The organism is Streptomyces sp. TG1A-60, assembly GCF_037201975.1.
Lineage (GTDB): Bacteria > Actinomycetota > Actinomycetes > Streptomycetales > Streptomycetaceae > Streptomyces.
In genome coordinates this window covers 2,903,023-2,929,167 of record NZ_CP147520.1, presented here as the reverse complement: position 1 = coordinate 2,929,167, position 26,145 = coordinate 2,903,023, and the positions used below count along the sequence as shown (strand labels likewise).

The following is a 26,145-nucleotide window of genomic DNA, read 5'->3' as shown; positions in this document are numbered from 1 at the left end:
ACCCTGGCGGACGCAATCGTGCCCCTGACGCTGGCCTCCCAACTGCGGGTCACGGAGGCACGGGCCCGGTGGGCAACTCCCTTGTGGGAGCGCCGCGAGGTGCTCGGGCGGCATACGACGACGCTATGGAGTTGATCATGTGTAGCTGTTGCTCCGTACCGCTGGGGGTACAGGTGTGTCGTATGCGGGGCCTGACAGAAATGAGACTCTGCCGTAACCGGACGCCGCTAGGCAATCCAGTGGTGAGTGTGAAAGCTCACACCTCGTTTGACCCGGGCGATTCGAGGAAAGCCCCACACGTCGAGGCGCCGCCCGGCTAGGCTCATCGCCTTTGCCGGGCGGCGCCCAGGGATCCAAGGGATCGACGGACGACCGAAGTTGACCTAATCGGTCATTATCGGCCCTTTCTGTCAGATCTGTCCGTCCTCCAGCATTTCGGTCACCAGGGCCGCGATCTGGGACCGTTCGGACCTCGTGAGCGTGACGTGGGCGAAGAGCGGATGGCCCTTCAGTTTCTCGACCACGGCGACGACACCGTCGTAGCGGCCGACGCGCAGATTGTCGCGCTGGGCCACGTCATGGGTCAGGACCACCCGCGAGTTCGCGCCGATCCGGGACAGGACGGTCAGCAGGACGTTCCGCTCCAGCGACTGCGCCTCGTCCACGATCACGAAGGCGTCGTGCAGTGAACGGCCGCGGATGTGCGTGAGCGGCAGAACCTCCAGCATGCCGCGCGCGGTGACCTCCTCGATGACCTCGCGGCTGGTGACCGCGGAGAGCGTGTCGAAGACCGCCTGCGCCCAGGGGCTCATCTTCTCGGCCTCGGAGCCGGGCAGGTAGCCCAGTTCCTGCCCGCCCACCGCGTACAGCGGCCGGAAGACCATCACCTTCTGGTGCTGCCGCCGCTCCAGCACGGCCTCCAGACCCGCGCACAGCGCGAGCGCGGACTTGCCGGTGCCGGCCCGGCCGCCCATCGACACGATCCCGACGTCCGGGTCGAGCAGCAGATCGAGCGCGATGCGCTGCTCGGCACTGCGGCCCTTGATGCCGAAGGCCTCCCGGTCACCCCGGACGAGCCGGATGCCGCCGTCGGGCGACACCCGGCCGAGTGCCTTGCCGCGCTCCGACTGGATCGTCAGACCCGTGTGCACGGGCAGGTCACTCGCCTCGGGGACGTGGACGGTCCCTTCCTCGAAGAGGATGTCGACCTGCTCACCCGGCAGGGTCAACTCGGACATCCCGGTCCAGCCGGAGGTGTCCGTGATGGCGAGCTCGGCGCGGTACTCCTCGGCGAGGAGGCCGACCGAGGACGCCTTGATCCTGAGCGGCAGATCCTTCGACACGACAGTGACGTCGTACCCCTCGGCCTGCAGATTGCGGGCGACCGCGAGGATGCGGGAGTCGTTGTCCCCCAGGCGGTAGCCGGTCGGCAGGATGCCGGGGTCCGAGTGGTTGAGCTCGACGCGTACGGTCCCGCCGAGGTCCCCGATCGGGATGGGGGCGTCGAGGCGGCCGTGCCGGACCCGGAACTCGTCGAGCAGGCGCAGCGCCTGCCGGGCGAAGTAGCCGAGTTCGGGATGGTGCCTCTTCGCCTCCAGCTCTGTGACCACGACGATGGGAAGCACGACTTCGTGCTCGTCGAAGCGGCTCAAAGCCTTCGGGTCGGCCAGCAGGACGCTGGTGTCGAGGACGTAGGTGCGCCGGTCTGGCTTGTGGCGCTTTGTGCTGGTCACCACGGAAGGACGTACCCCCTCGGATGAGGTCGGGGAGCGACGGGATGAAACCCAGGGTGGGCAGGATGGGAACAGGCGACCGGTCGTCGGCCCCGTTGCGCGGGCCGGTGACCGGCCCTCCGCTGCTTCGTCCGTGCTGTGACCGCACGATCGGGCTGGTGCAAAGGGCCTCCCGGGCGGACGGCCCCGAGCCGCCCGCTGAGATCCGACACCCGTGGTTCGGGTGTCGACCTGACTGCCTTATGCCCTGCAACACGCGCCGCCATGCCATGCGGTGGAACGGCGCCCCGGTGAACTCCTCGTTACTTCCGTCCCGGCGTGATACCGGCGGATCACGGAATCTCAGCCTCCGTAACGGCGGTGTCGCGCCGCGTAGTCACGCAAAGCGCGCAGGAAGTCGACCTTCCGGAAGGCCGGCCAGAAGACGTCGCAGAAGTAGTACTCCGAGTGGGCGGTCTGCCAGAGCATGAATCCGGACAGTCGCTGCTCGCCGCTGGTACGGATCACCAGATCCGGGTCGGGCTGGTCGCCGGTGTACAGATGACGGCCGATCATGTCGACGTCGACGGTCTCGGCGAGCTCCTCCATGGAGGTGCCCCTGTCCCGCGCGTCCTGGAGCATCGACCGTACGGCGTCCGCGATCTCCTGCCGGCCGCCGTACCCGATGGCGACGTTGACCAGTATCCCGTCGACGTCCGCGGTGGACTCCTCGGACTCCTTCAGCGCGGTCTGCAGCTGTCCGGGCAGCTGGTCCAGGGTGCCCACGTGGTGCACCCGCCAGCGGCCGTCGGCGGCGAGGGTGCGGACGACGTCCTCGATGATCCCGAAGAGGGGGACCAGTTCCTCCCGGGGGCGGCCGAAGTTGTCGGTGGAGAACAGCCAGAGGGTGACGACCTTCACGTCCGTCTCGGTGCACCAGCCGAGGAATTCCTCGATCTTGTGCGCCCCGGCCCGGTGTCCCTGCGCGGTCGTGGAGCCCGCGGCCTTCGCCCAGCGCCGGTTGCCGTCCATGATGACGCCGATGTGCTTGGGCACCTGGGCGTGGTCGAGGTGGCCTTCGACCCTGCGTGCGTACACCCTGACCAGCAGGCCGCGCAGTTTGTCGCGCAGGTTCACGTGAATGTCAGCCCCTCAGTGCGGTGGCGGTCCCCTTGGTGGGCAGAGCCTACCGGGGGTGGAGGCCAACTGCGCCAAGGGGCGTGCGGGGTTGGGGCGGGCCCGGGGCCGACGGAAAGCAGGCTGCGCGCGGGCAGAAAAACGGGCCGGTCCGTGGGGGAGACGGACCGGCCCGAGGGGGGGCTCCACCATAACCCTTTGTGAGTGATGCTGCGTGCATCGGCGTGCCACAACTACTCTCCGGAGTCGGACGACAGCGCGAGGGTAGCTGCGGAAGCCTTCATTCCGGGTGTGGTAGAGGGGGGATCATTGCCGGATCACGACGGATTCCAAGGGGGGCGGGTGGAATTCTGATGGGATTGCGGGTTTTGCGCAACCTTGCGCGACTGTCGGGGAGAAGCGGTCGGGCGCCCTCGTTCGGGTGAAGCGGCGGTGGAACGCCCGATGGTGCCCGGTGGTGGGGCGCACGGCGCCGCGCGGCCCCCTCCCGCCGCGCGGTGCTGTGCCGCGCAGCTTTGCTCACGCGAATTCCCTTGGTCTGAACCTACGCCGGAGAGGTCGTGGAGCCAAGCCGTGGGCGATAACGATGTGGACACCGGCGCAGAGATCGGGATCCGACCTCTTTCGGTCCTACGGTCGTCCCATGACGGCGACGAGCACGAGAGGTGCCCCAACCATGAAAGGCCACCTGGGAGCAGGCGAGCGCGCGGCGGACCGAGCGGCAGTTCCTGCAGGCTCCCGCCCCCGCCGGCACGCCGGTCGCCGAGGTGGCCGGCGCCCTGCTCGGCGCCCACGCCCAGGTGCTGTCGCGGCCGAGCTGTCCGTGGGGCTGCGCACGGAGAGCGGCACGCGGGCGGCCGTACGGGCCGCGCTGTGGGAGGAACGGACGCTGGTGAAGACGTACGGGCCGCGCGGCACCGTCCATCGCCGCGCAGCCCCGCGAGCGGCTGTTCCCCGGCGCGGCGTACGAACGGGCCCTCGCGCGCGGCCAGGCGGGCAACCACCCCCTGCTCCTGGTCGACGGCGTGGTCGAGGGTGTCTGGCACCAGCGGCGCCGGGGGCGGCGTACGACGGTCACGGTGGAACCGCTGGGCCGGCTGACCGCCGGACAGGAGCGGGAGCTGGGGGAGCGGGCGGGCCGGGTCGGGGAAGTGCTGGAGGCGCGGGGCCGTATCGCTGTGCGGCTCCCTCACCGGCGCGATCGCGAACGCCTCCTGCACGTTCCCACGAGGAGTCGGCCGCAGCGCCGAGAGGAAGCGCTGCGGCCCTTGCCGGTCCGGGTGCGGAGGGGCCCGCAGGGGGGCGGAGAACTCCGTGACCGGCACAGTGACCCCGCAGACCACAGGCGGCCCTACTCCGTGCGCAGCCCTTCCGGCCGCATCATCCGCAGCAGCGGCGGCATGCTCAGCGCCGTCACCAGGACGACGATGCCCGCGCCGATGCCCGTCATCGACAGCATGCTCGGCCAGTCCACGGCCACCTCGACGTTCGTCATCCTCAACAGGACCGCGCCCAGGGTCAGGCCGACCGCCGAGGCGAGGACGAGGCCCAGCGTGATCGGGATCGCCGTCTGCCACAGCACGGACAGAGCGAGCGTGCGACGCCGGGTGCCGAAGGCGACCAGCGCCGACAGGAGCTTCCTGCGCTCGCGGAGCTGCTCCAGCTGGGAGACGAGCAGGCTCGCGCCGATGAGGACGAGGACGGCGGTCGCGCCGACCAGCAGGCCGGTGCGGATGCTCGCGAACTGGTCCACCCGCCTGGTCGACTCCCACTCCCAGGTCCTGATGAGCGGATCGACCGCCACGGCCGCGTTGCGCACCTCGTCGAGCGCGTTCGGAACCGCGGGGTCCGTCCGTACGTAGACGGTGCCGTGCAGCAGCGGCTCCGTCTTCGTGGGCAGGGCACCCGGGGTCGCCATCAGCCCCGACATCCCGGTCTGCAGTGAATCGGCACGCTCGGACACCCGCTTCACCTCGGCCGGCACCTTCCAGGCGATCTCGGCGCCCGGATCCTCCGGGCCGTAGGACGGGTCGAAGTACAGCGTTCGGCCGGGGGCGGCGAGGTCCGCCACGCTCGGGTCCACCGGAGCGCTCGTGACGAAGACGTCGCCGTCCCGGCACGAGGGGATCGTCGCGAGTTCGCGCAGCGCGGCGCAGTCGCCGACGGTCACCTCCGTCGTCTCCTCGGGGTCCTCGGGGCCTGGGGCGACCGTCGTGGTGGACAGCGCCGTGGTGGTCGCCGCGCCCCTGGCCCGCTTCAGCTCCTTGTCGGCGGCGCTCACCGAGAGGTCCTGCGGCAGGACGAGCTGCATCTGGGCACGGCTGGTGTCCAGCCCGGTCGAGCTGGTGTATCTGCTCTCCATCCCGGCGAACAGCATCTGCAGGGCGATCGCGCCGGCCACCGCCACCGCGATGCCGTTGACCATGCGGGCCGCCGAGCCGCTGCTCAACTGGAGCCTGCGGACGGCCAGTTGCCAGGAGACGGCGCCGGAGCCCAGCCGGGCCACGAAAGCCTCGACGACCCACGGCAGCAGCGCGGTGATGCCGAAGAGCAGCAGGATGACACCGCCGGCCACCATGTACTCGTTGAACTTCCCGTTCTGCGACCCCTGGCCGACCATCGGGTAGAGCATGGCGAGACCGCCGAGCGGCGGCAGCAGCCGCCACCAGAGCCTGCGCCGCGCGGGCCTGGCCGTGCGGACCACGCCGAGCGGTTCGATGACGACGCCGCGCAGCGCGAACAGGGTGACGAGGACGGCGGCGGCCGGGACCGCGAGCGCCACCAGCAGGGCGAGGCTGGGGGAGGGGTTGAGATAGCTCGGGAACACGCTGATGTCGAACACCTCGACCGAGCCGGCGACCTCCCTGCCGAGCAGGAAGAACCCGGTGCCGAAGAGCAGTCCCAGCACGGCGCCCGCGAGGGCCTCGCCCGCCGCGATCCGCCGAGTCATCCGTCCGTCGGAGCCGACCAGCCGCAGCGCCGCCAGTCTGCGGTCGCGCCGCTCGCCGCCGAACCGTACGGCCGTGGCGATGAAGACGGCGACCGGCATCAGCAGCACCACGAAGACGACCAGCGTGAGCAGCAGCAGGACCGGGTCCACCTCCTCCTCCGGCCGCTCGACCATGGACGTCCCGAACTTCTCGATGCGGGCCACCACCGAGCCGTCGATCCGCTGGGCGAGCCCGTCGGCGCCGGCGTAGTAGGCCAGTTCGCCCGAGCCGATCAGCCCGGCCTCGCCGATGGTGCCCACCGTCTCGTACGGCAGCCGGTCGCGCAGCAGTTCCCCGGCGTCCGCCTTCAGCAGCTCGGAGAGGGCGGGGGAGACGACCATCTCGCCCGGCGCGGGGAACTTCCCGACCCCCGGCGGCAGTGGCGCGTGAACGCCCTCGGGTTCGAGGAGCCGTCCCCGGATCTCCCGGTGCCGGTACTCGGTGTCGGTGTCGGCGACGACCAGGCTCTTGTCGGACGGCTTGGACCTGATGTCGTCCGCGTAGTAGACGAGCCCCAGGTCCCGCCGGGCCTCCTCCCGGGCCCCCCGCGTGGCCATCGCGTTCGGCAGCGCCGCGGTGAGCAGCAGCAGCGCCACCCCGAGGCCGACGCCGACCGCGGTGAGCACGGCGCGCACCCAGCCCTCGCGGCCCCCGGTGAAGGTGAACCGGACCCCCATCGCCAGGTCCCGGTACCACTGGCGGACGGCAGGAGAGCTCATACGACGCGCTCCATGTCCCGCGACCTGCCGTCCCGTACGACGATCTCCCGGTCGGAGTACGCGGCCACCCGCGCCTCGTGCGTGACGAGGACGACGGCGGCGTTGGTGGACCGGGCGGCCTCGGTGAGCAGCTCCATCACGCGCTCGCCGTTGAGCGAGTCGAGCGCGCCGGTGGGCTCGTCCGCGAAGAGCACCCGCGGGTTGGTGACCAGCGCCCGGGCGACGGCGACCCGCTGCCCCTGGCCGCCGGAGACCTCACCGGGACGCTTGCGGGCGAGGTCGTCGACCTCCAGGCGCTCCATCCAGCCGAGGGCGGTCCGCTCGGACTCCTTGCGGGAGGCGCCGTTCAGCCTGAGCGGCAGCGCCACGTTCTCCGCACACGTCAGCTCGGGCACGAGCTGGCCGAACTGGAAGACGAACCCGAACTCGCTGCGCCGGAGCGCGCTGCGCCGGGCGTCGTTCATGGTGGCCATCTCGCGGCCGTCGTAGGTGATCGAGCCCGAGTCGGGCGGCACGATCCCGGCGAGGCAGTGCAGCAGCGTCGACTTGCCGGAGCCGGAGGGGCCCATCACCGCGACGATCTCGCCGGGGTGGATCGAGAACTCGGCGCCGTCCAGCGCGGTCGTCGGGCCGTAGGCCTTGCGCAGGTCGGCCGCGACGAGCAGGGAGCCGGCGGGAGGCACGCTCATCGGATCACCACCTCTGCCAGTTTGCCCAGCCGGGCGGCGGTCAGCTCCAGCCACCGCAGGTCGGCCTCCAGATGGAACAGGGCGTGGTCGCAGATCAGCTGGTCGGCCAGATCGCCCTTGCGTTTGCGGTCGGTGAGGATGCGCATCATGCGCAGGTGCTCGGAACGCTGGGTGTCGAGGAGGTCGGCCGCGTTCCGGCCGGTGAGCAGGGCGAGGACGACCTTCGTGTAGAGGGTCGACTGCAGATACGGCTCCGGCTTCTCGGGCGTCGCGAGCCACCGCTGGACATCCGTGATGCCGGCCTCGGTGATCGCGTACCGCTTGCGCTCGGGGCCGCCGCCGGGCTCGATGCCGTCGACCTCGACGAGGCCGTTCTTCAGCAGCCGCGACATCGTCGAGTAGACCTGGCCGTAGTGCAGCGGCCGGTCGTGACCGAACTTCTCGTCGAAGGCCCGCTTCAGGTCGTAACCGTGTCGGGGCCCGGACTCCAGGAGTCCCAGGAGGGTGTGACCGATGGACATGGGCACGACTATACACACGGCGTATACACCTCGCGTATACCTGGCGTGTATAGCTGGCCGCCGGGTGTGGAGGGAGCCCAGGTCAGAGTCGATCGTCACGGTTCTGTCACCGAGGCCGTCGGCAACTCACGGGTCTGACGGGGCAACCATCGGCCCTGTTCGCACGTCCGTTCCGGTGGGATGAGGTCTATGGGTCAGCGCCCCGCGTGCGCATTGTCACGCCGCGAAGGAACGGACCGACTCCCCTTTGTCGCAGTGCTCGGTGTTAGCTTGCTGAGCTGACGAGACCCCAGTGACGTATGAGACCGAGCAGAAGGCGGAGCGGACCGGAGCCATGGGACGAGCGGAAGAAAGACGAGCGCGGCAGCGCGGCGGTCGCCGCGCGGCGCCCAGGCGCTCGTCCGGCGGCGGCGCGGAAGCCGGGACGACGACCGTCATAGGCGGGCCCGAGGGCGGGGGCCGGGCGGCGGCCAGGGCCGCGGCCAAGGGCGGCGGCAAGAAACCACAGAAGAGCTTCATACGCCGCCTCTTCACCTGGAAGAAGGTCCTCGGCACGTTCTTCGGCTTCTGCCTGCTCGCCATGGGTGCCTTCGTCGTGCTGTACATGATGATCGACATCCCCAAGGGGAACCCTCAGGCGACCCAGGAAAGCAACATCTACAAGTACTCCAACGACAAGATCCTCGCCCGCGCGGGCACGACCAACCGCGAGATCGTCGAGCTCGACAAGGTCCCCAAGGAAGTCCAGCTGACCTTCGTCGCCGCCGAGAACAAGACCTTCTACTCGGACCCCGGCGTCGACTTCAAGGGCATGACCCGAGGTCTGATCAACACCCTGTCCGGCAAGGGCAAGCAGGGCGGCTCGACGATCACCCAGCAGTACGTCAAGAACTTCTACCTGACGTCGGACCAGACGGTGACCCGCAAGCTCAACGAGCTGGTCATCTCCCTGAAGCTGGAGCGCACCAAGACCAAGGACTACATCCTCGCGGGCTACATCAACACCAGCTACTACGGCCGCGGCGCCTGGGGCATCCAGGCCGCCGCCCAGGCGTACTACCGCAAGGACGCCAAGGACCTCACCGTCCAGGAGGGCGCCTACCTCGCCGCGCTGCTCCAGGCCCCCAGCCAGTACGACCTGTCCACCGCCACCCCGACCGGCAGGAAACTGGTCACGGCGCGCTGGAACTACGTGCTGGACAACATGGTCGAGATGAAGGAGCTGGACGCCTCGGAGCGGGCGGGCATGAAGCTCCCCAAGCCGAAGGAGCCCCAGTCCGCCCCGGACATGGAGGGCCAGAACGGCTACCTGGTGACCGCTGCCAACGCCCAGCTGGCCAGGCAGCTCGTGGCCGAGAACAGGGCGTCCGACGCCGAGGACGCCCGGACACTCATCGAGGCGGGCGGCTGGACCGTCACGCTGAACATCAACCCGAAGAAGCAGGCCGCGCTGGAGAAGGCCGTCAAGGAACGGCTCACCGGCAAGCTGGACCCGAAGAAGCGCAAGGTCGACAACCACATCCAGGCCGGCGCGGTCTCCGTCGACCCGAAGACCGGCAAGGTCGTCGCCATGTACGGCGGCGTCGACTACGTGAAGCACTTCACGAACAACGCCATGCGCCGGGACTACCAGCCCGCCTCGACCTTCAAGCCGGTGATTCTCGCCGCGGCCGTCGACGGGGCGGCCGAGACGCAGGACGGCGACCCGATCACCGCCAGCACGGTCTACGACGGTGACAGCGGGCACAAGGTCATGGACAACGGCACCGCGGTCGGATTCAACCCGCCGAACGAGGACGACGTCGACTACGGCGACGTCACCGTGCAGACGGCCATGAACAAGTCCATCAACTCCGTCTTCGCCCAGATGGGCGTCGACGTGGGCATGGAGAAGGTCATGGAGGTCGCCGGGAAGCTCGGCATGGACACCGAGGGCATGGAGGCGGTTCCCGCCCAGACTCTCGGCTCCATGGGTGCCAGCCCGCTGGAGATGGCCGGCATCTACGCCACCCTCGACAACCACGGCAAGAAGGTCACCCCGACCATCGTCGCCTCGGCCGAGCACCGGGAAGGCGCGATCAAGTTCGCCGATCCGATCGGCGAGCAGGTCATCACCCGCGAGGCCGCCGACACCGTCACCTCGGTCCTCACCGGCGTGGTGGACGACGGTACGGCCAAGACATCCGTCCGCGACAACCCCGCCCGCGACGGGCAGCAGGTCGCCGGCAAGACGGGTACCTCCGACGAGAACCGTTCCGCCTGGTTCACCGGCTACACGCCGAAGCTCGTGACCTCCGTCGGTCTCTTCGGCGAGGACATGAGCAAGAACGGCAAGCACGTCCCGATGTACGGCGCGGCCGGGGTCGAACGCGTCAACGGCGGTGGCTTCCCCGCCCAGATCTGGGCCACGTACACCTTCGGCGTCATGGGGAAGATCACCGAGTTCGACCTGGAGACCACCCAGGGCGCCGCGGTGGAGCCCACCGAGACCCCCACTCCATCGGCCACCCCGAGCCAGACCCCGTCCGAGACCCCCACCACGGAAGAGCCGACGACCGAGGCCCCGACGACCCCGGAGACGACGCCGGAGGAGACCCCGCAGACGACCCCGGTGGAGACCCCGCAGACGACCCCGGGGACGACCCCGCCCGACGACGGCGACAACATCGAACTACCGACGGATCCGAACGAGCCACAGTCCGACGAGTAGCGCTCGAACGAAGGGCGCCCGGTGAAATCACCGGGCGCCCTTCGCGTTTCAAGGGGCGCTGGGAACCGCGAGATCAGCCACAGACGGACCCGCGGTCAGCCATCCGCCCAACCCCCTACGGCGCTCCCCGCACAATCCCTCACGTCTGGTTCAACTCGAACCAGACGACCTTCCCCGCACTCAGCCGAGTAGCGCCCCACCGCTTGGCCAGCCGGTTGACCAGGTAGAGCCCACGGCCCCCCTCGTCCGTCGCCCGAGCCTGCCGCAACCGGGGCAGCTGAGGCACGTCGTCGGTCACCTCGCACCGCAGCACATCGGTCCGCAGCAGCCGCAGGGTCACGGGCCGGGTCGCGTACCGCACCGCGTTGGTGACGACCTCACTGATCAGCAGTTCGACCGAGTCGGTCAACTCCTCGAGCCCCCAACGGGACAGCGCGTGCCGCGCCAGCCGCCGGGCCCGCCCCGGAGCCATCTCCTCCGGCTCCAGGAACCAGTACGCGACATCGCTGGGAGCGATCCCGTCGAACCGCGCGGCGAGCAGCGCGATGTCGTCGTCCCGGTCCCCCGGGCCGAGCATGTCGAGCACCTCGTCGCAGAGCGCTTCCAGCGGCGGCGGATGGTCCGGACCGGTCAGCTGCGCGGTCGCGGCCAGCTTCTCCCGCAGTTGCTCTATGCCGGTCCACACGTCCCTGAGCCGGGACTCCACGAGCCCGTCGGTGTACAGCAGCAGCGTGCCCCCGGCCGGCGCGTCCAGCTCCACCGCCTCGAAGTCCACCCCGCCCACACCGATCGGCGCACCCGGCGGCACCCGCAGCACCTCGGCACGCCCGCCCAGATGCAGCAGCACCGGTGGCGGATGCCCCGCGTTGGCGATGGTGATCCGGTGCGTGACCGGGTCGTACACGGCGTACAGACATGTCGCCATGCGGTCCGTCCCCAGCCGCTGCGCCTGCTCGTCGAGGTGGTGCAGCACCTCCTGCGGCGGCAGATCCAGCCCGGCGAGGGTCTGCGCGGTCGTCCGTAGCTGGCCCATGATCGCGGCCGACGTCATGGAGTGCCCCATGACGTCCCCCACCACCAGGGCGACCCGGCTTCCCGGCAGGGGAATCGCGTCGTACCAGTCACCGCCGACCCGCGCGGTCTCGGCGGCCGGCAGATACCGGTGCGCGAGCCGTACGCCGGTGCAGCGCGGCAGGGCCTCCGGCAGCATCGTGCGCTGCAACTCGTCGGCGATGTACGCCTCTCGGCCGTACAGCACCGCCTTGTCGATGCCGAGCGCGCTGTGCGTGGCGAGCTGGGCGGCGACCAGCAGGTCGTCCTGCTCGAACGCCATCCGCTCCGGGCGCCGCAGGAAGACCGCCGCGCCGATCACCCGGCGCCGACCGCGCAGCGGAGCGAGAATCGCCCGCTGGCCCGTCGGCACCGTCAGTTCGGCGTCCGGCCCCAGCAGTTCGGGCAGCGCGTCGTGCGCGGCGGGGGCGTCCGCGAAGACCGGCCGTACGCCCCGCAGCACCTCGGCGAGCGCTCCGCCGGGCCGTACCTCGCACTGCTCGGCGGTCACCACGGCCAGGTCGACAGGCTCGGGCTGGAACACCGGCATGAAGCCGCCCTCGGTGTCCCGCTCCTCCGGGATCCGGTCGGTGCGGCGCAGGCGCAGCACCATGGGCCCGGTGGGCCGCTCGTCGCCGACCGGCAGCGGCTCGCGCAGATACACGAGGATCGCGTCCGAGAACGTCGGCACGGTGGCCCGGCACAGCCCCATCACGATCTCGTCGAGGTCTATGCCCCGGGCGATCCGCCGGGTCGCGGCGCCCACGAAGCGCAGCCGGTCGCCGTCCCGCCGCATGGGCATGGGGGCGCCGGGCGGCACGCCCTGTCCTCCGCGCCGCTCCAGACCGCCGCCGGTGCCGCCCGAGCGGTCGCCCTCGCCGCCGGGTTGCGCCGGGATGGTCTCCGGCGCGGGCCGCGGGCGGTGCGGGTCGGACTCGGCGGACGCGGGCTGCGAGTGCTCGGAGAGCGTCGGCTGGGCGTGCTCCGAGGGGGCCTGCCCGGCCTGTCCGCTCTTCGCGCACGGGGTCGCGGTGCCCGGCTCGGCCGCCGCGTCACCCATGCGTGCCTGTGCCGGCAAGGCCGGGGCGGGCGCGGTGCGCGACGGCTCCTGGGTACGCAGGAGCGCCCCTCGGGGGTCCGTGGGGCCGGCGCCGCTCTGAGGGCGCTCGTGGGAGGTGGGGTGCTCCGTCACGCGTGTCGAATCCATCCGTCCGGGACTGCGCGTCGTGTGCGCAGTGCGTCCCGCAAACCCGAAACTTCGTCCCGCAGAAAGGCCGATACCCGGAATACGTGTCCTGGGAACGGAATTCCCTCGTGGCCAGGAGCAGTTCCTGTGCCACACACGGTACCGGCGGGCCCGCCGAACGACAGCACCGACCGTCCGCGCGGCTGTCTCCTCATGCCGGTATGGCCGTCGTACCCCTTGATCACGTCCTGCCGCCCCTCGGTGACGTACGGTCAAGCACTGCGCGAACTGCCGAAGTTGCCCCTGTGCACCCTTGCGGAGGACGATCCTACGGTTGTGGCCCGGGGGCGCATCAAGGGTCTCATGAGGACAAGCGCGCGGGCGTACGGTCCCAGTCGTCCGGGAGAGACGGTACCCCCCATGCCGGATTCGGGCGCCAGTCCTGCCAGCCGTCCGTGAACGGCGGGCCCCACGCGCGGATCGTCTCCACGGCGGCCCGTCCCGCCTCCCGCACCCGCTCGGCCGCCTGAGCACCCATCAGGCCGTCCAGCTGAGCCTGCGCGAACTCGTCCTCGTCCCGCCATTCCCAGGACCGGTCCGGGTACACACAGATGTCCAGGAAGTGGTCCTCGGAGTCCACGCCGCCGTCCCAACGGGCCAGCGGCGACTCCAGGTTGACGTACCAGTTCTTGAAATGCCAACCCGGCTCCCAGAACAGCCACACCGACCACGGCTCGCCCGGCCGCGCCAGCTTCAGCACCCCGGTGCCGAACCACCGGCCGCGCCGCACGTCACGCGGCTTCTTGTACCGGGACGCCAGCGGCTCGGCTTGCACCGAAGTGCCGTCCGCCATCACGGGCTTCACACATTCGGTGCCGGAGGCGAGCCACACGGCCAGCAGGTCCTCGTCGTCACGGACCACGGTGACGGGCCGCGCGATGTGGAAGCCCTCGCCGGCGTTCTCCCGGTAACGCCACAGGATCCGGCTTCCGGGCTCCCAGAACCCCGCCGACCCGCCCGCTTCCACCCGTCTCACCACTCCGTCGTCTGCCATGAACAGATATTAGGTGTCATGCGCATACGACGCGGTGGTACCCGTCACGGTTCACGCCCCGGCGGGAACGCGGTCACCGCCGTGAGACCCGGGGGCGGCCGAAGAGCCCGCCGTCCGGTCACGGGCGCGTCATCCTGAGGACGTCCAGGGCCTCGTCGAGCTGCTCCGGGGTGAGCGCGCCGCGCTCCACGTACCCGCTCTCCAGGACGACCTCCCGGATCGTCCTCCGCTCGGCCAGCGCCTTCTTGGCGACCTTCGCTGCCTCCTCGTATCCGATGTACTTGTTGAGCGGGGTGACCACGGACGGCGAGGACTCGGCGTACTCCCGGGCCCGCTCCCGGTGCGCGACGATCCCGTCCACGGTCCGGTCGGCGAGCAGCCGCGAGACGTTCGCGAGCAGACGGATCGATTCGAGCACGTTCCTGGCGATGACCGGCAGCATGACGTTCAGCTCGAAGTTGCCGGACGCGCCCGCCACGGTGACCGTCGTGTCGTTCCCCGTGACCTGGGCGGCGACCATGAGGACGGCCTCCGGGATCACCGGGTTGACCTTGCCGGGCATGATCGAGGAGCCCGGCTGGAGGTCGGGCAGGGAGATCTCCGCGAGGCCGGTGCGCGGTCCGGACGCCATCCACCGCAGATCGTTGGCGATCTTGGTGAGGGACACCGCGATCGTACGGAGCTGCCCGGACGTCTCGACGATCCCGTCCCGCGCGCCCTGCGCCTCGAAGTGGTCGCGGGCCTCGGTGAGGGGCAGTCCGGTGGCCCGCGCGACCTCGGCGATGACGGCGGCGGCGAACCCGGGCGGCGTGTTGATCCCGGTCCCGACGGCCGTACCGCCGAGGGGGAGTTCGGCGAGCCGGGGGAGGGACGCCTCCAACCGCTCGATGCCGTACCGCACCTGGGCCGCGTACCCGGCGAACTCCTGGCCGAGAGTGACCGGTGTGGCGTCCATGAGATGCGTACGACCGGACTTCACGACGTCCGCGAACTCCTCCGCCTTGCGGGAGAGGGCGGTGGCGAGGTGGTCGAGCGCCGGGACGAGGTCACGGGTGACGGCGGCGGTGGCGGCGACGTGGATCGAGGAGGGGAAGACGTCGTTGGACGACTGCGAGGCGTTGACGTGGTCGTTCGGGTGCACGTCCCGGCCGAGCCGCTCGGTCGCCAGCGTGGCGATGACCTCGTTGGTGTTCATGTTCGACGAGGTCCCGGACCCGGTCTGGAACACGTCCACCGGGAAGTGCTCGTCCCAGCGCCCCTCCGCGACCTCCCCGGCCGCGTCCTGGATCGCCTCGGCCACGTCCTTGTCGAGCACGCCCAGTTCGGCGTTCACCTTCGCGGCGGCGCCCTTGATCCGGGCCAGCGCCTCGATGTGGGCGCGCTCGACGCGCTGCCCCGAGATCGGGAAGTTCTCGACCGCCCGCTGTGTCTGGGCCCGCCACTTGGCGTCCGCCGGCACGCGGACCTCGCCCATGGAGTCGTGTTCGACGCGGTAGTCACTCATGACCGGTACAGCGTCCCGGCCGGCCGTGATGTTCCCGGCCGTACCCCGCGCGGGTGAGCACGGAACCCCTGCGCCGATGTCGGTGTCACCGCCGTGACACCGGGCGGCGGCCGATGCCCGCCGCCCGGTCACGGCCACGTCGATCCCGCTGAAGGCCGTCGTCTTCCGCAAGGGCAGGGTGATTTGCAAGGTCTCGTTCGGACGACCGACCCTGAGATGTCGCCTATGCGGTCACGCGACCATGCGCGTTGTCGCATAAACCGGTGTGACGGCCGGTGCGGGGGCGCACGGTCGTAGCGCGCCCGTACGCGTCGGCTCCTGCCCCGCCCGCAGCAATAGACCCCCCGGCGTCCGCCGAGGGGTCTGGAGGTTCTAGACGGCGACTCAGGCCAGGCCAGGGCCCCGGACCGGGATGTTGGTGAACGTCGGCTGCTCCGGTTCCCGCGAAGTGAAGAAGTCGTTTCCCTTGTCGTCGACGACGATGAACGCCGGGAAGTCCTCGACCTCGATCTTCCAGACCGCCTCCATGCCGAGCTCCTCGTACTCGACGACCTCGACCTTCTTGATGCAGTCCTGGGCGAGCCGGGCCGCCGGGCCGCCGATCGAGCCCAGGTAGAACCCGCCGTGCGACCCGCACGCGTCCGTGACCTGCTGCGAACGGTTCCCCTTCGCCAGCATCACCTTGGACCCGCCCGCCGCCTGGAACTGCTCCACGTACGAGTCCATCCGCCCGGCCGTCGTCGGGCCGAACGACCCCGACGCGTACCCCTCGGGCGTCTTCGCCGGCCCGGCGTAGTACACCGGGTGGTCCTTCAGGTACTGCGGCATCCCCTCGCCCGCGTCCAGCCGCTCCTTGATCTTGGCGTGCGCGATGTCGCGGGCCACGACCAGCGGACCGGACAGCGAAAGCCGCGTCTTCACCGGGTACCTGGTCAGCTCGGCGAGGATGTCGTCCATCGGCTGGTTGAGGTCGATGCGCACCACGTCCGACGACTCGTCCAGATGCTCGTCCGTCGTGTCGGGAAGGAACCGCGCCGGGTCCGTCTCCAGCTGCTCCAGGAACACCCCCTCGGCGGTGATCTTCGCGACGGCCTGCCGGTCGGCCGAACAGGACACGGCGATCGCGACCGGGCAGGACGCGCCGTGCCGGGGGAGGCGGACGACCCGTACGTCGTGGCAGAAGTACTTGCCGCCGAACTGCGCGCCGATACCGATCCGCTGCGTCAGCTCGAAGACCCTCTCCTCCAGTTCCTTGTCCCGGAACCCGTGCCCGAGCGGCGAACCCTCCGCCGGGATCTCGTCCAGGTAGTGCGCGGAGGCGTACTTGGCCGTCTTCAGCGCGTACTCCGCGGACGTACCGCCGACGACGATCGCCAGGTGGTAGGGCGGGCAGGCGGCCGTACCCAGCGAACGGATCTTCTCCTCCAGGAACTTCATCATCGAGGCCTCGTTCAGGACGGCCTTCGTCTCCTGGTACAGGAAGCTCTTGTTCGCGGACCCGCCGCCCTTGGCCATGAAGAGGAACTTGTACGCCCCGCCGTCCGTCGCGTACAGCTCGATCTGGGCCGGGAGGTTGGAGCCGGTGTTCTTCTCCTCCCACATGGTGAGCGGAGCCATCTGCGAGTAACGCAGGTTGAGGTTCAGGTACGCGTCGTAGATGCCCCGGGACAGGGCCGCCTCGTCGCCTCCCTCCGTGAGGACGTTCTGCCCGCGCTTGCCCATCACGATCGCCGTACCGGTGTCCTGGCACATGGGGAGGACGCCCGCGGCGGCGATGTTCGCGTTCTTCAGGAGATCGAGGGCCACGAACTTGTCGTTCGACGACGCCTCGGGGTCGTCGATGATCCGGCGCAGCTGCGCGAGGTGGGCCGGGCGCAGATAGTGCTGGATGTCGTGGACGGCCTCGGCGGCGAGCTTGCGCAGCGCCTCCGGTTCCACCTTGAGGAACGTGCGCCCGTCGGCCTCGAAGGTGGAGACACCCTCGGAGGTCACCAGCCGGTAGGGGGTGGTGTCCTCTCCCACGGGAAGCAGATCGGTGTACTCGAACTCAGGCATGTCGCCCATTCCTCACTCGACAAGGCTGGTGTCAGGCTCGCGTGCCCTTCGGCCCACTCGCCGACGGCTGACCTCCGTTGGCAGCGCCACCAGCGTAGGACCTGGCCCGGACGCCGGGCCTGTGAGGTAAGGCTCAGTTCGGCGTCACGAGGTTGTCCACACCCCTGGTCGCGATCTATCGCGAGTGGGTACTCTGCTGTCGTGGACCTTCAGAAGCGCCCCACCCGACAACCGCCGTTGCCGTCCGCCGAGCTGCGCGCCTCCGACGCCGACCGCGACCGCATGGCCGACCTCCTGCGCGACGCCCTCGCCGAGGGCCGCCTCACCGCCGAGGAGCACGCCGAGCGGGTCGAGGGCGTGCTCGCCGCCAAGACGGTGGGCGAACTGGACGTCTTCGTACGGGACCTGCCGGCCGGTCAGGCCCGGAAGGCGGCGTCGCCGTATGTGCCGCGCGTCTCCACCGTGCCCGACCGCCCGACGCCGGGCGCCATCCCGATCGACCCCGACGACCGGCTGATGGCCGTCTTCAGCGCCTCGATGCGCAAGGGGCGCTGGCGGGCCGGCCGCCGCATCCACGCGTACGCGATCTTCGGCAGCGTCGAGATAGACCTCAGTGAGGCGCTCTTCGAACACCGCCAGGTGATGATCAGGGCGGTCTCGGTCTTCGGCACCGTCGAGATCCGCGTCCCGGAGAACGTCTCACTGCGCGGCAGCGGCGGCGGCATCCTCGGCAGCTTCGAGGTGGACGCGCTGGATTCGGCCGAGACCGACGCGCCCGTGGTCTATGTGGACGGGCTCGCCGTACTGGGGAGCATCGAGGCGAAGCCCAAGCGGGGCAAGCTGATCGCCGACCTCTTCGGCCGGGTCACCCACCACGTCTCCCGCAAGATGGACGATCATTTGCGCAGACACCTGGACCATTGACGCTTGTGAATCAGGCCACCGCGGACACCGCCGAAAGGGCCCGGTCCGGTTGTGGCCGCACGGTGAGGGCGCCGGATTCCAGCGGTTCGGGACTCAGTGCATAGGCCCGCGCACAGCGGGTAAGCCTTGCTGCATCGTCTCTCGCTCGCGAAGCCGTCGTCAGGAGTAGACCGTGCTGCATCCGCCGCATTCGTCCCTGCAGGTCGCTGCCGTTCCGCCCCAGCGGGTACCAGTGCGGGACAGGGACCAGGACGCCCCGTGGCACACGGAGGCCGTGTGCCGGCGTGACGAGGCCGGGTTGTTCTTCGCCCCCTCCAAGGAACCCACCGCGACCCGGCTCTCCCGCGAGGAAGCCGCCAAGCGTGTCTGTGCCCGCTGCCCCGTCATGGTCGAGTGCCGAGAACACGCACTCCTGCAACCCGAGCCCTACGGTGTCTGGGGCGGGCTCACCGCCGCCGAACGCCGGGTGGTCCTCGCCCGAAGGCGCCGCCGCGACGTGGAGTTGAAGAAGGCGGCCAGGGCAGCGGGCACGATAGCCGCGGCCGGCTAGGCCTGTACGTACACGCCGAAGGGGCGTCCTCTCCGCACAAGAGGGCGCCCCTTCCGTTGGGCGCCGCGCTTTTCCGGGGCGCGGGGCCGCGTCGAGGCCGGCTCCGCCACGTGGGCGCAGCCGGCCACGAACAACCCGTGGCTCACAGCCCGCTGAAGCCCCGTCGTCGCACGGCTGAACCGGCGGGGCTACTTGGCCTTCTCGAAATCGATCGAGCTGTAGGCCCGCAGCTTGCTCAGCCGGTGCACCGAGTCGATCCGCCGCACCGTCCCCGACTTCGACCGCATCACGATCGAGTCGGTGGTCGCGGTCTCCGACCGGTACCGCACCCCCCGCAGCAACTCCCCGTCCGTGATCCCGGTCGCCACGAAGAACACGTTCTCCCCGGACACCAGGTCGTCCGTCGTCAGCACCCGGTCGAGGTCATGCCCGGCGTCGACCGCCCGCTGCCGCTCCGCGTCGTCCTTCGGCCACAACTTGCCCTGAATCGTGCCACCGAGACACTTCACCGCACAGGCCGAGATGATGCCCTCGGGCGTACCGCCCACGCCGAGCAGCAGATCGACCCCGGTGCCCTCCCGCAGCGCCAGGATCGAGCCCGCGACATCCCCGTCGGAGATCAGCTTGATGCGCGCCCCGGCCTCCCGGATCTCCTGGATGATCCCTTCGTGCCGGGGCCGGTCCAGGATGACCACGGTCACATCGTCCGGCGCGGACCGCTTCGCCTTGGCGACCCGCCGGATGTTCACGGAGACGGGCGCGTCGATGTCGACGAAGTCGGCCGCCTCGGGGCCGGTGACCAGCTTGTCCATGTAGAAGACGGCCGACGGGTCGAACATCGTGCCCCGGTCGGCCGCCGCGAGAACGGCGATCGCGTTGGTCATGCCCTTGGCCGTCAGCGTCGTACCGTCGATCGGGTCCACGGCGATGTCGCACTCCGGGCCGCTGCCGTCACCGACGCGCTCGCCGTTGAAGAGCATCGGGGCCTCGTCCTTCTCGCCCTCCCCGATCACGACGGTGCCGTTCATCGACACGGTGGAGACGAGGGTCCGCATGGCGCGCACGGCGGCCCCGTCCGCCCCGTTCTTGTCCCCGCGGCCGACCCAGCGGCCCGCGGCCATGGCAGCCGCCTCGGTCACCCGTACGAGCTCCAGGGCGAGGTTCCGGTCGGGGGCCTCGGAGGGGACTTCGAGCTCGGACGGCAGATGATTGTTCTCGGTCATCGGAGCGCACCTTTCTGATACGACGACGGCCGGGTGAGGGTTCCGCCCGACTCTATCGCCAGTCCGACAGAATGAGCAGGGGACCCCACGGATGAGCGGGCCGGTGTACCTGCGACGATGAGAGGCGTGGCAGGTACGAAAGGCAAGCAGACCGTCCGCGACATGGTCCTCTCCCTGGGGCTCATCGTGTTGGCGGCATGGGTCATCTATCTCTTCATCCCGCATGGAGACACCGAGCGGGAACTCAAGCGTGTCGACTATCGCGTCGAACTGCTGACGGCGCGCCGTGCGGCCTCCTATCCGGTGGCCGCGCCCGAGGGGCTGCCCGACACCTGGAAGGCGACCTCGGTCCGCTTCCGCGGTGACGAGTCCGACCGCTGGCACCTCGGGTTCCACGACCCCGAGGGCCAGTACGTGGCGGTCGAGCAGTCCGCCGAGGAGCCGTCCCGGTTCATCCCGGACGCCACGCGGGACGCGAAGAAGACCGGGGCCACCCGGCAGATCGGCGACGAGACCTGGACGCGGTACGAGGGCGAGCGCTACGACGCCCTCGTCGTGGAGCGCGAGGGCTCCACGACCGTGGTCGCCGGGACGGCGCCGTTCGCGCAGCTGACGAAGATGGCGCAGGCGCTGAAGACGGAGTGACCACGCCCGGCGTACACGCGCGAAGGGCCCCGGCGGTGTCGCCGGGGCCCTTCGCGCGTGGCCGTCATGGCCGTGGTGAGGATCAGACCGTGGTGACGACCTCGTCGAAGGCCAGTCGCGGGGAGCGCGGGTGGAACGCGCCCTCGCCGGGCTTGCCGATGTTGACGACCATCAGCGGGGTGTGGTCGTCGTCCAGGAACTCCTTCTGGACGCCGGCGAAGTCGAAGCCGGTCATCGGACCGGCGGCCAGGCCCGCGGCACGCACGCCGATGATGAAGTACGCGGCCTGGAGGGCGGCGTTCATGCCGGCGGCGGACTCACGGGCCGTGCGCTCGGCGAAGAAGACATCCTTGGCCTGCGGGAAGACCGGGAACAGGGTGGGCAGTTCCTCGTGGAACTCGTTGTCCGCGGCGAGGATCGCGACCAGCGGGGCGGTGGCCGTCTTGGCCTGGTTGCCCTCGGCCATGTGCGGCACCAGGCGCTCACGGGCCTCGGCGGAGCGGACCAGGACGATACGCAGCGGGGTCTGGTTGAAGGCGGTCGGGCCATACTTGACCAGGTCGTAGATCGCCTGCACCTGCTCCTCGCTCACCGGCTCGTCGGTGAACACGTTCGCGGTGTGCGCCTCGCGGAACAGCAGGTCCTGGGCGGCGGAGTCAAGAACGAGGGACATGAGGCAACCTTCGTGAGACGTGTCGTGTACGGCTGTGACGCTACGCCAATGAAGTTCAAAGTTCAACCAAAAGCGGGGTCGAGTGGCCGGCGTCACACGTCACGGCGGTGCTGGTGACCGGCATAACACGCCTCGACGGCCGGTACGGCCGGAGCATCACCCGGACGTGCCGTCGGCGGCGCCGTCCCGCTCCTCGTCCTCCGCCAGAGCCGCGTCCAGCCGCGCCCGGGCCCCGTCCAGCCAGCGGCGACAGACCCTGGCCAGCTCCTCGCCGCGCTCCCAGAGCGCGAGGGACTCCTCCAGCGTCGTGCCGCCCGCCTCCAGACGGCGGACGACCTCGATCAGCTCGTCCCGCGCCTGCTCGTACCCGAGGGCGCGGTCGGCCTCCGAGGCCCCGGCCGCCCCGGCCGCCCCGGTCGTCCCCTCGGCCTCGCTCACGTTGCTGGTCATGCGGCCCACCTTATGCGTCCCCTCCGACAGTCCCGACCTCGTCGACAGTCCCGCCCTCGTCGACCCGGACGACGAACTCGCCCTCGGCCACCCGCGCCCGCAACGGCTCCTCACCCGTGACCTCGTCGGGCGCGCGGACCACATGACCGTCGGCCTTCTGCAGCACCGCGTACCCCCGCTGGAGCGTCGCCGCGGGGAGAGGGCCACCACGCGCGCGTGTGTGTGCGTCAACTCCGAGACGGCCCGGTCCAGATGATGACCGAGGCAGCGACGGCCCCGGTCGAGGAGCGAGACCACGTGATCGGCCCGCTCGTCGATCATGCGGTGCGGATCCTCTATCGACGGGCGGGCGAGGGCATGCGCGAGCCCCCGTTCCTCCCGCTCCACGAACGCCTCCACACACCGCCGCGCCCGGTCCCGCAGCCACCGCACCCGCTCGTACTCCTCGCCCACGTCCGGCACGACCTTCTTGGCCGCGTCGGTCGGCGTGGACGCCCGCAGGTCCGCCACATAGTCCAGCAACGGGGTGTCCGGCTCATGGCCGATCGCCGACACCACCGGTGTACGACAGGACGCGACCGCCCGTACGAGCTGCTCGTCGGAGAACGGCAACAGGTCCTCCACGCTGCCGCCGCCACGAGCCACGATGATCACGTCCACGCCGTCCAGCGCGTCGAGCTCCTTCACCGCCTGCACGACCTGCGGCACCGCGTGCACCCCCTGCACGGGGACGTTGCGCACCTCGAAGCGGACGGCCGGCCACCGGTGCCGCGCGTTCTCCAGCACATCCCGCTCGGCGGCCGATGCCCGGCCGCACACGAGCCCGATCAGCTGGGGCAGGAACGGCAGCGCCTTCTTCCGCTCCGGCGCGAACAACCCCTCGCTCGCCAGGGACTTCTTCAGCTGCTCAAGCCGCGCGAGCAGTTCACCGACCCCCACCGGCCTCATCTCCGTCGCCCGCAACGACAGCTGCCCCCGCGGCGCGTACCACTCGGGCTTCGCCAGTACCACGACGCGGGCGCCCTCGCTCACCACGTCGGCCACCGCGTCGAACACCTGCCGGAAGCAGGTCACGCTCACGGAGATGTCGTGCGAAGGGTCCCGCAACGTGAGGAAGACGACCCCCGCCCCCGGGCGCCGCGACAACTGGGTGATCTGCCCCTCCACCCACACCGCGCCGAGCCGGTCGATCCAGCCACCGATGAGCCGGGAGACCTCGCCGACGGGGAGGGGGGATTCGGCGGACGTGTGGAGAGCCATGCGTGGAGCCTAACGGCGGGGGCCGACAAGGCCGCCCAGAAGCTCGGGGCACGGGCCGCGTCGGCGGCGGCGGGTGGTTCGTGGTCGTCCGCGCGGCTCCCCGCGTCCCTTGACAGCAGGACGTGCCGCCGGTTTTCAGGGGCGCGGGGAGCCGCGCGGACAACCCCCACGCACCCGTACACGCCACACGACCGCACCCCGCCGAGCTCTCCCGCGTGCGCTCCCACGGCGGAGCCCTCCCCGCAGGGAACCCCCTACGATGGAGGACATGACCGCTTCGCCTGGCCGCCGCCGTGTCCTCCTCGCCGCCCCGCGCGGCTACTGCGCGGGTGTCGACCGTGCCGTGATCGCCGTCGAGAAGGCCCTGGAGCAGTACGGGGCCCCGATCTACGTCCGCCATGAGATCGTCCACAACAAATACGTCGTGCGGACCCTGGAGAAGAAGGGCGCCGTCTTCGTCGAGCAGACGGAGGAGGTCCCCGAGGGGAACATCGTCATGTTCTCCGCGCACGGCGTGGCCCCGACCGTCCACGACGAGGCGGAGCGCGGCAGGCTCGCCACCATCGACGCGACCTGCCCGCTCGTCACCAAGGTCCACAAGGAAGCGATCCGGTACGCCCAGGAGGACTTCGACATCCTCCTGATCGGGCACGAGGGGCACGAGGAGGTCATCGGCACGTCGGGTGAGGCACCGGACCACATCCAGCTGGTCGACGGCCCCGGCGACGTCGCCAAGGTCGAGGTCCGCGACCCCTCACGGGTCGTCTGGCTCTCCCAGACCACGCTCTCCGTCGACGAGACGATGGAGACGGTCGGCGCCCTGAAGGACAAGTTCCCGCTGCTCGTCTCCCCGCCCAGCGACGACATCTGCTACGCCACGCAGAACCGCCAGCTCGCCGTGAAGCAGATGGGCGCCGAGGCGGAGCTGGTCATCGTGGTCGGCTCGCGCAACTCCTCCAACTCCAAGCGCCTCGTCGAGGTCGCCAAGCTCGCCGGCTCCCGCGAGGCCTACCTCGTGGACTTCGCCGACGAGATCGAGGAGGCCTGGCTGGAGGGCGTGGAGACCGTCGGTGTCACCTCGGGTGCCTCCGTCCCGGAGATCCTCGTCGAGGAGGTCCTGGAATGGCTCTCCCGGCGCGGTTACGAGGACGTCGAACTGGTCAAGGCGGCCGAGGAGTCGATCACCTTCTCGCTGCCCAAGGAACTGCGCCGCGACCTGCGCGCCGAGGCGGCCTCCCTGGTCGCCGAGCGCACCGGACAGGGCGCCGCCGGAGCCTGAACCTCCGCACGCACGCCCACGGCCCCGGGACGTGAAGGTTCCGGGGCCGTACGCGTACGAGGACGTGAGGATTCCGGCCCCGGGCTGCGGCCGGGTAACCTCCCTGCCGTGACTGTCAGTCGTACGACGTAACGTAGGGCCATGCACATTTTCGGCGTGGACATCGGTGGTTCCGGGATCAAGGGCGCTCCCGTGGACCTGGACCTGGGCGACCTGGCGGACGAGCGACACAAGGTGCTGACCCCGCACCCGGCGACGCCCGACGCGGTGGCCGACGGGGTCAAGGAGGTCGTCGACCACTTCGGCTGGACCGGCCCGGTCGGCGTCACCTTCCCCGGCGTGGTCACGGGCGGTGCCACGATCCGGACGGCGGCCAACGTCGACAAGAGCTGGGTCGACGTCGACGCGCGCGCCCTGCTCGGTGACCGGCTCGGCGGCCTGCCGGTGACGGTGCTGAACGACGCGGACGCGGCGGGCGTCGCCGAGATGCAGTTCGGCGCCGGGCGCGACCGCCAGGGGACGGTCATCCTGCTCACCTTCGGCACGGGCATCGGCAGCGCCGTCTTCTCCGACGGGGTCCTCGTCCCCAACACCGAGCTGGGCCACCTGGAGCTGGACGGCCACGACGCCGAGACCCGAGCCTCCACCAAGGCCAAGGACGACCACGAGCTGACCTATGAGCACTGGGCCAAGCGCGTCACCAAGTACCTCGCCCACGTGGAGATGCTCTTCTCGCCCGAACTCTTCATCATCGGCGGGGGCGTCAGCCGCAAGTCCCACAAGTTCCTCCACCTCATCGAGGGCGTCAAGGCGGAGATCGTTCCGGCCCGGCTGCAGAACAACGCCGGCATCGTGGGCGCGGCGATGCGAGCGGCGAAGGCCGGCTAGGCACCGGCCAGGCAGCGGGCGCGGGGCCGGCGGCCCGGACCACGGCAGGCCGGCTAGGAACTCCGGGGGACGGTGCGGCCGGGCTGGACCGGAGGCCTGGGTGCCCGGGCGCGGGCCGCCGCCCGGACGTACGCGGGCCGGGCCTGTGGGCCGCCTGCCCCGGCCGGGCCCTGCTCCCCGAGCCTCTCGCGCTCTCTCTCCCGCTCGGCCGCCCGTCGGGCCATCAGCCGGAGCTTGCGCACGGTCACGATGAGCCCCGCGACGAGGGTGCCGCCGTACAGCCAGCCCGCCTGCATGGCGAGGGCGGTGACCAGGGCCATCAGATGCCCGCCGAGCCCGCCCTCGCTGTCGGCGATCAGCGGCAGACCGGCAGCGAAGGCGATCGGTACGACGACCGGCGCGCTCGCCAGGTCACCGCCCCGCACCCACACCGCGGTCAACGCGCTGACCAACAGGAACAGTGCCCCGTACAAAGCGGGAGCCGAGCCGAACAGCAGCCGGTCGAGACTGGCGAGCGCGAGCATCGACACCCCGCAGAACAAGCCGCAGCCCAGCCCCGTGAGCCGCGGGTTCGGCATCCGGCGCACGGCTCGCACCGGCGGCGGTACGGATCCGCGCGAGACCGGAGCACGACGCGGGGCGCCCACTCCCGGATTCCGGCGACCTCTGCCCGCCTGCGGGGAAGGGGCGGTGTGCCGCGCCGCGGCCCGGTCCGAGGGGGGTACGTCCTGTGCTGCTCCACTCGACCAACTTAGGTCGGTCAGTGTGTCGAACGGGTGCACAGACACGCCGTCGAGCGGACCTTGGCCAAGCGTTCGATACCTCGCCGGACCGGGCGTCGGCACGCCGTAAACTGGGGGATCGGCCAGCCCTCTGGCCGCTGGGGCGCGATCCGCCGGACAGGAGCCCTAGGCCCTGCCGCCCCA

18 protein-coding genes and 3 pseudogenes are annotated in these 26,145 nt (G+C 70.5%); 7 read left to right on the top strand and 14 right to left on the bottom strand.

Features of this window, described 5'->3' with window-relative positions; translation table 11 throughout:
• Positions 1-410: 410 nt before the first annotated feature.
• Both WBG99_RS12055 and WBG99_RS12050 read right to left on the bottom strand, forming a co-directional pair.
• Positions 411-1,736: a PhoH family protein gene (locus WBG99_RS12055; protein ID WP_338896330.1), complete on the bottom strand. Its 1,326-nt coding sequence runs from the start codon at positions 1,734-1,736 to the stop codon at positions 411-413.
• Positions 1,737-2,075: 339 nt separating this feature from the next.
• On the bottom strand, positions 2,076-2,849 hold the full coding sequence (locus WBG99_RS12050; protein WP_338896329.1) for an isoprenyl transferase: 774 nt from the start codon (positions 2,847-2,849) through the stop codon (positions 2,076-2,078).
• A gap of 728 nt (positions 2,850-3,577) precedes the next feature.
• Between WBG99_RS12050 and WBG99_RS12045 the strand changes: the two are divergent.
• Positions 3,578-4,015 (top strand): annotated as a pseudogene (locus WBG99_RS12045) (crosslink repair DNA glycosylase YcaQ family protein); the annotation flags it as partial.
• A 185-nt stretch (positions 4,016-4,200) separates the two neighbouring features.
• Here the strand turns inward: WBG99_RS12045 and WBG99_RS12040 are convergent.
• The 3 genes from WBG99_RS12040 to WBG99_RS12030 are packed head-to-tail and all read right to left on the bottom strand — an operon-like array spanning position 4,201 to position 7,768.
• Positions 4,201-6,558: an ABC transporter permease gene (locus tag WBG99_RS12040; RefSeq protein ID WP_338896328.1), complete on the bottom strand. Its 2,358-nt coding sequence runs from the start codon at positions 6,556-6,558 to the stop codon at positions 4,201-4,203.
• Complete coding sequence (locus WBG99_RS12035; protein ID WP_338896327.1) at positions 6,555-7,247, bottom strand: ABC transporter ATP-binding protein; 693 nt, start codon at positions 7,245-7,247, stop codon at positions 6,555-6,557. The genes WBG99_RS12040 and WBG99_RS12035 overlap by 4 nt, the downstream gene beginning before the upstream one ends.
• Positions 7,244-7,768: a PadR family transcriptional regulator gene (locus WBG99_RS12030; protein ID WP_338896326.1), complete on the bottom strand. Its 525-nt coding sequence runs from the start codon at positions 7,766-7,768 to the stop codon at positions 7,244-7,246. Before WBG99_RS12030 ends, WBG99_RS12035 begins: the two co-directional genes overlap by 4 nt.
• Positions 7,769-8,102: 334 nt before the next feature.
• On the opposite strand from WBG99_RS12030, the gene WBG99_RS12025 reads away from it, so the two are divergent.
• Positions 8,103-10,478 carry a transglycosylase domain-containing protein gene (locus tag WBG99_RS12025; RefSeq protein ID WP_338900302.1) on the top strand — a complete coding sequence of 792 codons (2,376 nt, stop codon included), beginning with the start codon at positions 8,103-8,105 and terminating at the stop codon, positions 10,476-10,478.
• Between the two features lie 139 nt (positions 10,479-10,617).
• Here WBG99_RS12025 and WBG99_RS12020 read toward each other — a convergent pair whose 3' ends face one another.
• From WBG99_RS12020 to WBG99_RS12005, 4 genes are all read right to left on the bottom strand, one after another.
• A complete protein-coding gene (locus tag WBG99_RS12020; protein WP_338896325.1) occupies positions 10,618-12,735 on the bottom strand; it encodes a SpoIIE family protein phosphatase in 2,118 nt (705 codons plus the stop codon).
• 340 nt (positions 12,736-13,075) lie between these two features.
• Positions 13,076-13,768 (bottom strand): DUF402 domain-containing protein, encoded by a 693-nt coding sequence (locus WBG99_RS12015; RefSeq protein ID WP_338896324.1) that lies wholly within the window; start codon positions 13,766-13,768, stop codon positions 13,076-13,078.
• Positions 13,769-13,886: 118 nt separating this feature from the next.
• Positions 13,887-15,272, bottom strand: a complete 1,386-nt coding sequence (locus WBG99_RS12010; protein WP_338896323.1) for a class II fumarate hydratase — start codon at positions 15,270-15,272, stop codon at positions 13,887-13,889.
• A 384-nt stretch (positions 15,273-15,656) separates the two neighbouring features.
• Positions 15,657-17,327, bottom strand: a complete 1,671-nt coding sequence (locus WBG99_RS12005) for a fumarate hydratase (RefSeq protein WP_338896322.1) — start codon at positions 17,325-17,327, stop codon at positions 15,657-15,659.
• A 201-nt stretch (positions 17,328-17,528) separates the two neighbouring features.
• On the opposite strand from WBG99_RS12005, the gene WBG99_RS12000 reads away from it, so the two are divergent.
• Both WBG99_RS12000 and WBG99_RS11995 read left to right on the top strand, forming a co-directional pair.
• Positions 17,529-18,251, top strand: a complete 723-nt coding sequence (locus WBG99_RS12000; RefSeq protein WP_338896321.1) for a DUF1707 domain-containing protein — start codon at positions 17,529-17,531, stop codon at positions 18,249-18,251.
• A 172-nt stretch (positions 18,252-18,423) separates the two neighbouring features.
• Entirely contained in the window at positions 18,424-18,801 is a 378-nt protein-coding gene (locus WBG99_RS11995) for a WhiB family transcriptional regulator (protein ID WP_338896320.1), read from the top strand.
• A 188-nt stretch (positions 18,802-18,989) separates the two neighbouring features.
• On the opposite strand, the gene glpX is transcribed toward WBG99_RS11995, so the two are convergent.
• Entirely contained in the window at positions 18,990-20,024 is a 1,035-nt protein-coding gene (gene glpX / locus WBG99_RS11990; RefSeq protein ID WP_338896319.1) for a class II fructose-bisphosphatase, read from the bottom strand.
• Positions 20,025-20,150: 126 nt separating this feature from the next.
• Here glpX and WBG99_RS11985 point away from each other — a divergent pair, with 126 nt between their 5' ends.
• Positions 20,151-20,669, top strand: coding sequence for a DUF4245 domain-containing protein (locus WBG99_RS11985; protein WP_338896318.1), 519 nt, complete (start codon positions 20,151-20,153; stop codon positions 20,667-20,669).
• An 82-nt stretch (positions 20,670-20,751) separates the two neighbouring features.
• On the opposite strand, the gene WBG99_RS11980 is transcribed toward WBG99_RS11985, so the two are convergent.
• The 3 genes and pseudogenes from WBG99_RS11980 to xseA form a co-directional block, all read right to left on the bottom strand.
• On the bottom strand, positions 20,752-21,342 hold the full coding sequence (locus WBG99_RS11980) for a malonic semialdehyde reductase (RefSeq protein WP_338896317.1): 591 nt from the start codon (positions 21,340-21,342) through the stop codon (positions 20,752-20,754).
• Between the two features lie 156 nt (positions 21,343-21,498).
• Positions 21,499-21,708, bottom strand: a pseudogene (locus WBG99_RS11975) (exodeoxyribonuclease VII small subunit); the annotation flags it as partial.
• A 94-nt stretch (positions 21,709-21,802) separates the two neighbouring features.
• Positions 21,803-23,052 (bottom strand): annotated as a pseudogene (gene xseA / locus WBG99_RS11970) (exodeoxyribonuclease VII large subunit).
• 259 nt (positions 23,053-23,311) lie between these two features.
• On the opposite strand from xseA, the gene WBG99_RS11965 reads away from it, so the two are divergent.
• Both WBG99_RS11965 and WBG99_RS11960 read left to right on the top strand, forming a co-directional pair.
• On the top strand, positions 23,312-24,331 hold the full coding sequence (locus WBG99_RS11965; RefSeq protein WP_338896316.1) for a 4-hydroxy-3-methylbut-2-enyl diphosphate reductase: 1,020 nt from the start codon (positions 23,312-23,314) through the stop codon (positions 24,329-24,331).
• 141 nt (positions 24,332-24,472) lie between these two features.
• The gene (locus WBG99_RS11960; RefSeq protein ID WP_338896315.1) at positions 24,473-25,219 is read left to right on the top strand and encodes an ROK family protein; all 747 of its coding nucleotides are present in this window, start codon (positions 24,473-24,475) and stop codon (positions 25,217-25,219) included.
• A gap of 53 nt (positions 25,220-25,272) precedes the next feature.
• On the opposite strand, the gene WBG99_RS11955 is transcribed toward WBG99_RS11960, so the two are convergent.
• Entirely contained in the window at positions 25,273-25,797 is a 525-nt protein-coding gene (locus WBG99_RS11955) for a DUF6542 domain-containing protein (protein WP_338896314.1), read from the bottom strand.
• Positions 25,798-26,145 lie beyond the last annotated feature (348 nt).